The sequence below is a fragment of the Cypionkella aquatica genome, from assembly GCF_030161095.1.
Classification (GTDB): Bacteria; Pseudomonadota; Alphaproteobacteria; order Rhodobacterales; family Rhodobacteraceae; genus Cypionkella; species Cypionkella aquatica.
The window spans coordinates 387,521-400,321 of sequence record NZ_BSPP01000004.1; the positions used below are offsets into that span (position 1 = coordinate 387,521).

At 59.7% G+C, this 12,801-nt stretch carries 7 protein-coding genes; 5 read left to right on the forward strand and 2 right to left on the reverse strand.

Annotation, left to right across the window (positions count from 1 at the left end; all coding sequences use genetic code 11):
* Positions 1-35 precede the first annotated feature (35 nt).
* Positions 36-1,220: a GAF domain-containing sensor histidine kinase gene (locus QQJ98_RS05395; protein ID WP_284324302.1), complete on the forward strand. Its 1,185-nt coding sequence runs from the start codon at positions 36-38 to the stop codon at positions 1,218-1,220.
* Positions 1,221-1,283: 63 nt separating this feature from the next.
* Here the strand turns inward: QQJ98_RS05395 and QQJ98_RS05400 are convergent, their stop codons facing one another.
* Positions 1,284-3,671 carry a glucose/quinate/shikimate family membrane-bound PQQ-dependent dehydrogenase gene (locus QQJ98_RS05400; protein WP_284324303.1) on the reverse strand — a complete coding sequence of 796 codons (2,388 nt, stop codon included), beginning with the start codon at positions 3,669-3,671 and terminating at the stop codon, positions 1,284-1,286.
* Between the two features lie 490 nt (positions 3,672-4,161).
* The gene (gene zapE / locus QQJ98_RS05405; RefSeq protein ID WP_284324304.1) at positions 4,162-5,241 is read right to left on the reverse strand and encodes a cell division protein ZapE; all 1,080 of its coding nucleotides are present in this window, start codon (positions 5,239-5,241) and stop codon (positions 4,162-4,164) included.
* A gap of 232 nt (positions 5,242-5,473) precedes the next feature.
* Here zapE and tssK point away from each other — a divergent pair, with 232 nt between their 5' ends.
* The 4 genes from tssK to tagF are packed head-to-tail and all read left to right on the forward strand — an operon-like array spanning position 5,474 to position 12,713.
* The gene (gene tssK, locus QQJ98_RS05410) at positions 5,474-6,805 is read left to right on the forward strand and encodes a type VI secretion system baseplate subunit TssK (RefSeq protein ID WP_284324305.1); all 1,332 of its coding nucleotides are present in this window, start codon (positions 5,474-5,476) and stop codon (positions 6,803-6,805) included.
* The gene (tssL, locus tag QQJ98_RS05415; RefSeq protein WP_284324306.1) at positions 6,802-8,514 is read left to right on the forward strand and encodes a type VI secretion system protein TssL, long form; all 1,713 of its coding nucleotides are present in this window, start codon (positions 6,802-6,804) and stop codon (positions 8,512-8,514) included. Before tssK ends, tssL begins: the two co-directional genes overlap by 4 nt.
* Positions 8,511-12,086, forward strand: coding sequence for a type VI secretion system membrane subunit TssM (tssM, locus tag QQJ98_RS05420; RefSeq protein WP_284324307.1), 3,576 nt, complete (start codon positions 8,511-8,513; stop codon positions 12,084-12,086). Before tssL ends, tssM begins: the two co-directional genes overlap by 4 nt.
* Positions 12,087-12,713, forward strand: a complete 627-nt coding sequence (tagF, locus tag QQJ98_RS05425) for a type VI secretion system-associated protein TagF (RefSeq protein WP_284324308.1) — start codon at positions 12,087-12,089, stop codon at positions 12,711-12,713.
* The last annotated feature ends 88 nt before the right edge of the window (positions 12,714-12,801 follow it).

Consider the following 12,801-nt stretch of genomic DNA (forward strand, 5'->3'; position numbering starts at 1 on the left):
ATCGGGCGCTTGCCCCGAAAGAGCGGAGCTGACGAGTGACAGATGATTTGGGTTTGCCGAGCCAGAACAGCCTGGAGGTTGATCGCATTCAGCGCATTGACCAGGCTTCGGTTATTCTGGATGCGTGTTGTCGGCTGACAGGTATGGGATTTTGTGCAATTGCGCGGGTGACTGATACAAAGTGGCTGACATGTGCGGCGCTGGATCATGTTCAATTTGGCCTGAAACCCGGCGATGAATTGCCGCTGCACACCACGATCTGCGATGAGATCCGCGAACATCGGCAGGTCGTGGTGATTGATGATGTCTGTCTCGATCCGCATTACCGCGACCATCACACGCCAAAGACCTATGGCTTGGGCAGCTACATCTCAGTGCCGATCATTTTGCAGGATGGCAGCTTTTTCGGCACCCTTTGCGCCATCGACACCCAACCTCACAAAATCAACACTCCCGAGATTATTGGCATCTTTAAGATGTTCGCAGATCTGATCGCGGCACAGTTGAATGCGCAGGATACTGTCGAGAAAACCACCCGCGCCTTGGAGGCAGAACGTGAAAATGCCCGGGTGCGCGAAGAATTTATCGCCGTCGTTGGCCATGATCTGCGCAATCCTGTGACAGCATTGGCTGCTGGTCTGCGGCTGCTAGAGCGCAATGTTTCGCAGCCCGAGCTTGTGACGCGTGAGATGAAGAAGTCGATCTCGCGGATCAATTCGATCATCTCAAACCTGATGGATCTGGCACGCGGCCGCTTGGGGGGTGGCATCCCTGCCAGCAAAGAGCATGCCGTGCCGCTGAATGATATCATCAACGATGTTGTCAATGAAATCAGGGCGTTTTCGGATCAGGAAATCATCGTGAATTCAACGATTGTCGATCCGATTGCTTGTGATGCGCAGCGGATTGCGCAGTTGTTGTCTAATCTGGTGGGCAATGCAGTTGCGCATGGATCGGATGACGCGCCCGTGGTGGTCGCGGCGGATACACGCGACGACATGCTGACAATCACGGTCAGCAACAAAGGTTCCACGATCCCGCCGGAAGTTTTGGAGGGGCTGTTTCAACCCTTCAAACGCGGCGCGACCAGCGGCGGCAATGGTCTGGGCCTTGGGCTTTATATCAGTGCCGAGATCGCGCGCGGCCATGGTGGCGCTTTGATTGCGCGCTCTGATGGCGAGGATATCAGCTTTGCCTTCAGCATGCCGCTGGGCGCATAAGAAAACCCACGCAAGCCACATAGGGCTGCGTGGGTCTGCCATCTTGCGATGGGTGGCTTTGGGTTATGGCAGGGTATAGGCCATGACATAATCGCCGGGCTTGGTGCCGACAGAGCCATGGCCGCCCGCCACAATGACCACATATTGCTTGCCATCGACGGCATAGGTCATCGGCGTTGACTGGCCGCCTGCAGGCAGCCGGGTTTCCCACAATTGCGCGCCAGTTGTCAGATCATAGGCGCGGAAGTAGTCGTCGACCGCCGCCCCCAGAAATGCCAAACCTGATCGGGTTGTCATCGGACCACCAATACCCGGCACGCCAAGTTTGATCTTCAAAGGCAACGGAGTCATATCGCGCACGGTGCCGTTCTTGTGTTTCCACACCACGTTTTCGCCACGCAGGTCGGCACCCGTCACAAAGCCCCACGGCGGAGCGGTGCATGGCACGCCCAGCGCCGAAAGGAATGGCCCCATGATCACCCCATAAGCCGCACCGTCGTTGCGGTTCAAACCTTGCTCGCTGGCCTTTTCCTGACCTTTCGGCGGGATTTCCGATGCCGGCACCAGACGCGAAGTAAACGGCAGATAGGTCGGCATGCCAAACATCACCTGTCGCTCAGGATCGACCGCGACCGAGCCCCAGTTGAACGTGCCAAAGTTGCCCGGATAGACGATGCTGCCGTTCAGGCTTGGCGGTGTGTACTGACCTTCATACTTCAGCGAGCGGAATTTGATCCGGCAGGACAGCTGATCAAACATCGTCAGGCCCCACATATTCGCCTCGTGCAGGGTTTCGGGGCGCAGGGTCAGCTTGGAGATCGGCTGGGTGGGCGAAGTCCAATCTTCTGGGATAGCACCACCGGGGGCGGGAAGTTCCGCCATCGGTGACAAGGGTTCGCCAGTGCGCCGATCCAGCACCCAGATATCGCCTTGCTTGGTGGGGCCGACCAAGGCGGGCACAACTTCGCCGTCGCGCGTCAAGTCGATCAGCACTGGCTGGGCAGGCACGTCCATATCCCACAGGTCGTGATGCACGGTCTGGCGCACCCAGCGCAACTTGCCGGTGGCAATGTCCAAGGCAACGATAGAAGACGAGAATTTCTCAACCTCGGGGCTGCGATCGTAGCCAAGTTGATCGGGGACACGGTTTCCCATCGGCAGATAGACCAACCCCAGCTTTTCGTCGTAGCTGAACACCGACCAACTGTTCGGCGAATTGGTGGTGTAACGTGCGCCAGCAGCCACGTCGATAGGCGTGGTCTGATCAGGATTGCCACTGTCCCAGTTCCACAACAGCTTGCCTGAATCGATGTCAAATGCCCGGATCACGCCTGAGGGCTCGGTGGTAGAAAAGTTGTCATTGACGGCACCGCCAACGATAATCTTGCCTTCTGTGGCAACCGGAGGCGAGGTGGAGTAGTAATATCCAGCCGGATTATACTTCATCCCCTGTTCCAGATGCAGCGTGCCACCGTCGCCGAAGAAACTGCACGGCTTGCCCGTATCGGCATTCAACGCGATCAGACGCGCATCGGCGGTGGGCAGATAGACTCGGCGCGGACATTCTGCCAAGGCTTGGGCATGCAAGGCAACCGCTTCGGGCGTCGCACCGGCAGCCAGAGTGCTTGGGGTTTCCCACCACGTCACGCCTCGACAGGTTTGATGCTGACGATCAGGATTCATGCCGGAATTGGCGTCAAAGCGCCAATTTTCCTGCCCTGTTTTGGCATTGAGCGAGATTGCGATGTTATGCGGCGTGCAGACGTAAAGGCTGTCGCCAATCTTGATCGGGGTGACCTGATAGGTGGTCTCACCAACATCCTCGGGCAGCTTCACATCGCCAGTCTGATATTGCCACGCGGGCACAAGGTCTTTGACATTGGCTGGAGTGATCTGCTGCAGTGGCGACCAGCGTTGGCCAAAGCCCGTACGGCCATATTGATGCCATTCGCTATCGCCCGCCTCGTTGCCGGTATTGACCGCGCTGCGCATTTGGGGGGCGATGTCGCGGGTCAACTGGCCTGTGGTGGCCGATGGATCCTGAAACATCGCATAGCCCGCGACGGCAACTGACGCCGCAACGACGCCACCCAAGGCTGCAGGAAAGCGCGGCGCGGAGGTTGTTGCAACTGCGGAGAATTTAAGATTGCGCCATGCCGCAGGAAGCAAAAGCAACAGGCCCAGCAGCACCGGGATGCCGCCGCGCGGCGCCAACTGCCACCAGTCAAACCCGATCTCCCAAACCGCCCAGATCAGCGTTGCGGCAAGGGTGATGGCATAGACGACCAAGGCCTCGGCCCGCTTGCGCAAAAGCAAGATGCCCGTGGCAAGAAAGCCAAGCCCGGCCACAAGGTAATAGGGGCTGCCGCCAAGCGACAAAAGCCAGCCACCACCCAGCAGAAGGATGGCACCAATCGCTGCAAAGATCACGCCCAGCACGGCGTTATACATGCCTCGCACAATAGTCTCCTGACTTGAATGGACCGTATCGGTGCAAGCGCTAACGCGGGGGCATCGAGAAAGATCCGTCTGATTGATCCTGCAAAAGGAATTGGTTTGCAGGTGCTATGGGTTGGGTAGGAGGGACCGCTTCCACTCATTTTGCCGCCCTGTGGGAAAGCCTGACACACCCAGACTGCGGCCAAAAGTCCAAAATCTATCTGCAGGGATTTGCACGTAGGCCACCATGGGGTCGCCCATTCCTGCAAAAAGGCACAGACATTGAGGCCGCTAGACTGCGAGGTTTTCGGCGTAAAAGCCCAATGTTCTATGGAAATAACGCGCGATGGCGCCGTTGCGCTTAACCGGTCAAACGCATTGAAACATCACCGGGATTTCGCGGGTTTTCTGAAGCGAAGCCAAGCAGATGCACAGCGGGTATGCGCTGACGCGATAGCTGGTGCGGGTGGTTTCGGGCAGGCTTGCGGTTACTGGCCCCAGTCTACTGGCCCCAGTCGGCACCCTGCATCTCTCGCAGACGACTCGCGGTGCGTTCAAATTCAAAGCTGCCAGAGCCTTCGATATACAGCCGTTCGGGTTCGTCTGCAGCGGAGCAGATCAGCTTGGTTTTCGCCTCGTACAAAGCGTCGATCAGGATAACAAAGCGTTTGGCCTCGTTGTAGTTGCTGGCCGAAAGCTGCGGGATGTCTTCCAGAATCAGCACGCGAACGGCGGACGCGATGGCGATGAAATCTGCGGGGCCGAGGGGTTTGGCGCAAAGCTCCCAGAAACTCGCACGCCCGATGCCGTTGGCAAAGCGCGGCAGGATGGTTTCGCGGCCATTGACCGGCAGGCGCAGGGGTTCACCCGCAGCCCCCCCGGTCAGATCGCGCCAGATCGCGTTGATCTGATCTTTGGCGCGGCCTGCGGGGTGAAAATACACCTGCGCACCGGTCAACCGATGTTGGCGGTAATCGTTGGGCGAGGCGATCTCCAGCACCTCGAGCCGTTCGCGCAGCATAGCGATGAAGGGCAGGAACAATGCACGGCTGAGGCCGTCTTTATACAGATCTTCCGGGGGACGGTTCGAGGTGGTGACGATCACCACGCCTGCCGCCAGCAGCTTTTCGAACAGCCTCCCGACGATCATCGCATCGGTGATATCGGTGATCTGCATTTCGTCAAACGCAAGCAGGCGGATGTCACGGGAAATCGCCTCGGCCACTGGCGCGATTGCATCGTCAACACCCTGCTTGCGGGCCTCGTGCATGGCATGATGGATTTCCTGCATGAAGGCGTGGAAATGCACTCTGCGTTTCTGCGAGATGTTCAGATGAGCGAAAAACAAATCCATCAGCATCGACTTGCCGCGCCCGACGCCGCCCCACAGGTAAAGTCCCTTTGGAGGCACCACGGGCTTGGCGAACAGCCCTGCAAACAAGCCAACTTTGCGGGCGGCATTGGCCTCGAGCCACTGGCGCAGATCTTCCAGCCCCGGCAGCAGCGCCAGTTGCGCAGGATCAGCCCGCAGGCGGCCCGCAGTGACTTCGGCGCTGTAAATCTCGGTCAGGGTCATTCGCATACCATTGTATACCAGCGGCTTTGGGCCGGGGGAAGGCGTGGCGGGTCATTCCTTCAGAGTAAACGTGATCGCGGATATGGCAATCAAAGGCTTGATCCGGCGCGGGGGCTGCTGCAATCTGGGCGCAAGTTTTTCCCTTACGCCGCCGCTGTTTTTTCTAGGTGGCAGATTTAGAAGCGCTATTGTGGGCCAAAAGCCCTTCCGGCTTGATGTTTGATGAATTGAGGTTGGCATGTCTTGGTATAGCAAGGTTGCGTGGAAGGAAGGGCTCTTTTTGCAGCCGCACCACTTGCAGCAAAGTGACCGCTATGTGGAAAAGCTGATCGAAGCGCGGGTGCGGCATGTTTCGCCCTATCCGTGGGGTATCGAGGAAATGCGAGTCAATCGGGATCGCTTGCAGCAGGGGCGCATTGAGTTGGCCAGCGTGGCGGGGATTTTCCCCGATGGCGCGCCGTTTGAAGCGCCGGGGATTTCTCCTTTGCCGAGGGCGATTGAGGTGCCCGCTGGATCGGACGGCATGGGCGTCTGGCTGACGCTGCCCGATCAGGTGATGAACGGGCGCGAAGTGGCGATGGAGACGGATGCAGGCTCTCGCTACGTCCTGGGGGCGGAAACCGTGGCGGATAGCGCGAGCGCGCTGCGGTTGGAGCAGCAGATAGAGGTCGCCAGCCCCCGGCTGGAGTTGGACATTCGAGCAACGGCCAAGCCCGGTTATCAGTGCATCAAGATCGCGCGGATCGTGGAAGTGCGCGACAATGTGGTGATTTTGGATGATGCGTTTCCGCCGCCCTTGCTGACGATTTCGGCGCATGGTGTAGCTTTGGGTTGGCTCGACCGGGTGATTGGTTGGGTAGAGACCAAGCTGGAAAGCCTTGCGCGTTATGCGGCTGACCCTTCGGCGGCGGGCGGGTTGCAGGCCACCGATTACTTCATGTTGCTGTGTTTGAACCGCCAGATCAACGTGCTGCGGCATCTGCGGCAATCGCGCTATGTGCATCCAGAGCGGCTGTATGAGGAGTTGTTGCGGTTCTCGGGCGAGTTGTGGACGTTTGATCAGGATAAGCGGTTAGCACCGCCCTATGACGCCTATGATCACGCCGATCTCAAGGGCTCGGTCGAGCCTGTGGTGCGCGATATTCAGCGGTTGCTGTCGCGTGATGTGGGTCGGGCGACGCGCTTGGATCTGGTGCAGGTGCGGCAGAATTCTTATCTGGCGCAGGTGCCGGACCGCAACCTGTTCCGCGATGCGACGTTTGTTGTCGAGGTGGAATCTTCGCGGGCGTTGACCTTGGTACAGCAGCAGTTTCCGCTGCTGTGCAAAGTGGGCCCGAACACCCGGATGTCAGAGATTGTGAATAACAACCTGCCGGGGATCGAGTTGATCCATATTCCTACGCCGCCACGTCAAATCCGGGCGGTGTCGCGCAATGTCTATTTCATCTTGGAAAAGAATTCGCCGCTGTGGCGCGAGTTTTCGACCGCTCCAGCGATCGGGATGCACTTTGCAGGCGACTGGCCTGATCTGAAGATGGAGTTGTGGGCCATCGTGGAGACCAAGGTATGAGCAGCAAGGATGACGGCAACAAGGATAAGACCGTCATCGGAGGCATGGGGATGCCCGCGCCGCTGCCGGGGGGCGTCAATCCGATGCCGGGGGGGAAACGGCAGACCACCCCGAATGAACACACCGTGATCGGCGGGGCATTGCCCGGGGCGGGCGGGGCGTTTGGGCCGGGGGGATTTGGGCCTGCTGCGGGGAGTTTTCCACCTGCGGCTTCGCCGGGGTTTTCGGGGGAAGCGGATGCTTGGGGCGTGCCCGCGCCTGCGCCTGCTGGTGGGGGTCAGGGTGGGTTTGCGCCGATCCCGCCCGCATCTTCTACTCATCCTGGGGTGAACTCTCCCGGCTTTGGCGGGCAGCCGTTTGGGCAGGCACCTGCACCGCGTCCCGTGGCGGGGGCGTTTGCACAACCGGATCAGTTTTTCCCCGATGCGTCGACCGCACAGCCCACCAACTACGCCAATACCGGGCCTAAGATTGATCTGCGCAAGGCACTGGTTGCCAAGGGTTTGGGCGCTGGCGGGCCGAAAAGCCCGATGCTGGCGGCGGCGGCCAATTTGTTGATCTTGTTCGGGCGGTTGCGGACTCAGATGGTCGAGATGGAGGCGGTTCCGTTGATGGAATACGTCACCCGCGAGATTGAGGGGTTTGAGGAGAACTGCCTGAATGGCGGCGTGGACGCGCATCAGGCGCAGGTGGCGAAGTATCTGCTGTGTGGCACGGCGGATGATATCGTGCAGAATATCCCCGGCACGGATCGGCATTTATGGATTCAATATTCGATGGTGGCGCGGTTTTTCAATCGGCGCACCTCTGGCGTTGGGTTCTTTCAGGAAGTTGAAAAGGCGTTGCAGGCCCCGGCGCAGAACTTCCAGCTTTTGGAACTTGCGATGACCTGCCTGAGCCTTGGGTTTGAGGGGCAGTATCGCAGCGCGCCGAATGGTGCGGTGGAGTTGGCGCGGATCAGGGGTATGATCTATGACAGCCTGCGGCGGGTGCAGAACCGGCCGGATGACGATATCTCGCCGCGCTGGCAACCTGTCATGGTTGGCGGGCGGCGGCGGTTTGGTGGCACGCCGCTGTGGGTGATCGGGTCAATCCTGGGCGTGGTGCTGATGGGGGCATATTTTGGGCTTTCCACCCTGATCGCGCAGGAGGGGTCTGTGGTGTCGCAGAGGTTGCTGTCGCTGACTCCGACCTCGAAGATCAGCCTCGTGCGGGCGGTGGCGTTTACGCCGCTGGAGGTGGTGCCAGTGTCTGAGAGCAGCCAGTTGGACCGCCTGCAAGAGAAGATGAAGGACGATATCGCCAGCGGCTTGGTGGCTGTCGACATCAAGGGCGATTTCATCTTTATCCGCGTCAGCAATGCCGCTTTGTTTGCCAGCGGAAAGGCGGAAACCAAACCGGAATTCAATGACTTGGCCGCGCGGATCACGGCGGCTTTGGATAAGGAACCGGGGCCGGTTTATGTCTGGGGTTATACCGACAACGTGCCGATGTCAGGGCGCGGGCGGTTCAAGAACAACCACGATCTGTCGCAGGCCCGCGCCGAGGCTGTGCAGAAGGTGCTGGCGGTGGGCATGACCGACCCCACCCGCTTTGAAGTAGAGGGCAAGGGTGAGGCCGAGCCGATTGGCGACAACGCCACCGATGACGGGCGCAGTGCCAATCGCCGGGTGGAGATCATGATCAAGCGGGAAGAGACTTTGCAATGAAGTGGCTCAAACTGGCGCTGGTTTTGATCGGGTTTTTGGCATTTTCCGCCGTGGTCTGGTTTGCAGGCCCGCTGATCGGCTTTGGCGAATCCCGCCCCTTTGATCCCGAATGGGTGCGGGCGCTGATCATCGGTTTGTTGGCGCTTGTGCTGCTGGTCTGGGGGCTGGTCGCGTTCTTGCGTCGCCGCAAGGGCAGTGCGGCGCTGGAAAAGGCGATTGTGGTTGACGCGCCTGCGGGCGATGGCCGCGAATTGGCCAGCCGAATGACAGCGGCGCTGAATACGCTGAAGAAATCTGGTAATTCAAAGACTTACCTTTACGACATGCCTTGGTATGTAATCATCGGGCCGCCGGGGTCGGGCAAGACGACGGCGCTGGTGAACAGCGAGATCAAGTTTCCGGTGTCGGGCCAGCAGGGTGGTTTGCAGGGTTTTGGCGGCACGCGCTATTGCGATTGGTGGTTTGCCGAAGACGCGGTGATGATCGACACGGCGGGGCGCTATACCACGCAAGACAGCGACGCGGGCGAGGATAAGGCATCTTGGACCAGCTTCCTGAATTTGTTGAAGAAAAATCGCCCCAAGCAACCGATCAACGGCGTTATTCTGGCGATTTCCGTGGCCGATCTGATGAACGCGGGGCCGGATAAGATCACCGCCCATGCAGAAACCATCCGGGCGCGCTTGGGCGAGATTCACGAGACGCTGAAGGTGGATTTCCCGGTTTATGTGATGTTCACCAAGGCCGATCTGATCGCCGGGTTCCGTGAGTATTTCAGCAGCTTTGCAGCGGGCCGGCGCAAGAAGGTGTGGGGGGCGACTTTCCAGACCGAAAGCCGCAAAGAGCAGACGTTTGATCGGGTTGGAGGCGAATTTGATGCGCTGGTGGCGCGGTTGTCGGATGAGGTGATTGATCGTTTGTCGGAAGAACCTGACGGCGTGAACCGGATTGCGATTTTCGGGCTGCCGGGCCAAATGGCGATGCTGAAAGACGAGGTGGAAAGCTTCCTGCGGCAGGTGTTCGAGCCGACGCGGTATAAGACCAGCGCCATTCTGCGCGGGTTTTATTTCACATCCGGCACGCAGGAAGGCACGCCGATTGATCAGGTGCTGGGCGCGATGAGCCGCAGTTTAGGGGTGCAGGCGCAGCTTTCTGGCAAGGGCAAAAGTTTCTTTCTGCATGATCTGCTGACCAAGGTGATTTTCGGGGAACAGGGCTGGGTTTCCTATGATCGCAACGCGGTGCGGCGGTCTTCCGTCCTGCGCATGGCGGTTACGACGGCAATGCTGTTGGCCTCGGCGGGGATCTTGGCGGCGTGGGGCTATAGTTATCTGAACAACCGGACTCTGGTGGCCTCGGCCCAGGCGGCGATGGCGGATTATGAGCTGGCAGCGACGGAAGATTTGCAGGCGATTGAGGTGAAGGACACCGATTTTCTGCGTGTCAGCAACGAGTTGAAGCTCTTGCGCACGATGCCTTCGGGATTTGAATCGCCGGAAGAGCCAGAGGGCGATTGGACGCGCGGCTTTGGGCTGTCGCAGCAGGGCGCGATCCGGCAGGCGGCGCGGGATGCCTATGCGCAGGGGTTGGAGCGGCTGTTGCGGCCTCGGCTGGTGTTGCGGGTCGAAGGGCAGTTGCAGCAGTTCGTTTTGGCGAATGAACCGATCCCGATTTATGAGACGTTGAAGGTGTATAAGCTGCTGGGTGGGGCCGCGCCTGCCCCGCAGGACGATCTGGTGAAGACGTGGTTCCATGATGATTGGGAGCAGGTGATGTTCCCAGGCATCAACGAAGAACCAGCGCGGGATATGCTGAACAAGCATCTCGCGGCGATGCTGGAACTGGACGATACCACCGCGCCGACGGTGGAATTGAACGCTGATCTGGTGGCGAAGGCCGAGGTGATTTTGGCGCGGATGTCGGTGGCGGATCAGGCCTATTCTTTGATCGTGGCGACCGCTCCGGTGTCGGGGTTGCCGGATTTCAACGTGGTGGAACGCGCGGGGCCGGATGCGCGGCTGGTGTTTGAAACTGTGGATGGCTCTGATCTGGGCAATCTGACGGTGCCCGCGCTTTATACCTATGCTGGCTTCAATGACTTCTTCCTCGATCAATTGGCGGCGGTGGCGCATAAGCTGGAAACTGAACAGTGGGTGATGGGCAAGCAGGCCGAAGCCGCGAAGGTGGATGAGCAGTTGGCGCGGCTGGGGCCGCAACTGCTGGCGCGGTATCGCGAGGATTATCTGGCGGCTTGGGATGCGGTGTTGTCGAATATCAAGCTGGCACCCATGGCGGCGGACAAGCCTGCCTATCTGGCCCTGTCAGCAGCGGCCTCGCCCACCACTTCACCGATTTTGAAGCTGGTGGAGGGAATCTCGGCGGAGACCAAGCTGACGCAGCCGTTGGCACCAGAGGGCGTAGCGGAGCAGGCGTCTGAGGACGCGACGGCGGTGGCGGATGCGATTTCCCAAGCTGGCAGCGACGTGACGCAGATGGTGGCCAGCCGGACCAGCGGGTTGCAGCGGATCGGGCTTGATATCGCGCTGGCGGCGGGGAAATCCCAGAAACGGGCCGGGGCGGCGGCGGGGGCGGCCCCGACCGTGCCGGGGGCGGATATTGAGGCGCAGTTTGCCGAATATCACGCGCTGCTGGAGGGTTCGCCGGGGGCAAGGCCAATTGATGCGCTGCTGAGCTCGCTGGGGTCGATACAACAGGGGTTGGTCATTGCGGCGGGGTTCAATCAGGCGGAAGCCAACGCGCAGATACCGGCGCTGATCGGCCAGTTAAAGACGGCGGCCAGCCGACTGCCGCCCGAGCTATCGCGGATGGTGAATGAGGCGGTGGATAACTTTGAGGGCGATGCTGCCTCGACCGCCGTGGCGCAGATCAACGCGGATTTGACCTCGCAAGTGACAGCGGTGTGCGAGGGGATTGTGGATGGGCGCTATCCGTTCAGCAAAAGCCCGGCGCGGCAGGTGCCACTTTCCGAATTCGCGCAGTTGTTTGCACCCGATGGGGTGTTGGATCGGTTCTTCAACGCCAATCTGGCGATCCACGCCAATATGGGCGCGGGCGATTGGACATGGCGCGAAGATAGCCCGCTGGCGAAGAAGCTATCCTTGCAAAGCCTGCGGCAGTTTCAGAAGGCAGCCGCCATTCGGGATGCGTTCTTTCCGGGGCGATCCCCTACCGTCAAGCTGGACGTGACGGTGAACCAGATCACCGCGCATGACCGCATCAAGCAGTCGATTCTGGTGATTGATGATCAGCCGATCCAGATGCGCAAGGCGGGGAATACTCCGGTGACGGTGACTTGGCCGGGGGGAGCGGGAAATACCTCGGTGCAACTTTTGCCCGAGATGAACAACCGCGAAAGCCAAATCATGTATCAGGGGCCATGGGCGTTTTTGCAGTTCATCCGCGACGGCAACCCGCGCCAGATCGGCGATGTGATGCAGGTGGATTATGTGATCGGCGGGCGCAACATCACGTATGAAATCCGGGTCAATGCGCTGGTCAACCCGTTCAACATGGCGGAATTGCGCGAATTCCGCTGCCCAACAGGTCTGTAAATGCTGGCGCTTTACGGCAAGCATCGCTCAAAAGGCGACTTTCTGGGCGGTGCTTTGCCAGTGCAGGCGGGGCTGGAGGGCTGGCTGGATAGCACTTTAGCCGAAGCGCGGCACGGTCTTGATCAGGACTGGGAAACTGTGTGGGCCAAGGCCCGCCCGCTGCGGTTCTGGATCGGGCCAAGCGTTTTGGGGGAAAGCCTTGCCGGGGTTCTGGCGCCAAGTGCCGATAAGGTCGGACGACGCTATCCGCTGCTGATCGCAGGTTTCGGGCCGGATTGCCCACCTTGCCCGGTGATTGACCCCGCGCAGGACTGGCACGCAGATGTCGAGGCAAAGCTGCTGGACTTGCTGGCGGCAGAGCATGCCGAGTTGGATGGATTCACGCTGCCTTGCCCGGCCGCGATGGAAACTGGCCCCCCCGAGTTCTGGGCCGCACGGCCCGGCGCGGATGTAGTGGGGCTGCTGGAGGATGTGGCGCTGACCGATCATAACCGTGCCAGCCACAATCGGTCTTATTGGTGGATTGCCGGCGATGACTTTGGCCATTCTCAGGTCTGGGCTGGTGAAGGCTTGCCCTCTGGGCATGTTATCGCGTGGTTTTTACGCGGATATGCGGAAAATGCCTAAGGCAGGTTGGGGCTAGGCAGATGCACCGCTTTGCGCCTAAGCTGCACAGATATATTCAGCCCATCGGGCATAGGTTGTTTTAAGTGGG

What these genes read in the sequence shown, in the direction of transcription:
- QQJ98_RS05400 (WP_284324303.1), bottom strand. Translation starts at nt 3,671, where the DNA reads ATGTATAACGCCGTGCTGGGCGTGATCTTTGCAGCGATTGGTGCCATC.
- zapE (WP_284324304.1), bottom strand. Translation starts at nt 5,241, where the DNA reads ATGCGAATGACCCTGACCGAGATTTACAGCGCCGAAGTCACTGCGGGC.
- tssK (WP_284324305.1), top strand. Translation starts at nt 5,474, where the DNA reads ATGTCTTGGTATAGCAAGGTTGCGTGGAAGGAAGGGCTCTTTTTGCAG.
- tssL (WP_284324306.1), top strand. Translation starts at nt 6,802, where the DNA reads ATGAGCAGCAAGGATGACGGCAACAAGGATAAGACCGTCATCGGAGGC.
- tssM (WP_284324307.1), top strand. Translation starts at nt 8,511, where the DNA reads ATGAAGTGGCTCAAACTGGCGCTGGTTTTGATCGGGTTTTTGGCATTT.
- tagF (WP_284324308.1), top strand. Translation starts at nt 12,087, where the DNA reads ATGCTGGCGCTTTACGGCAAGCATCGCTCAAAAGGCGACTTTCTGGGC.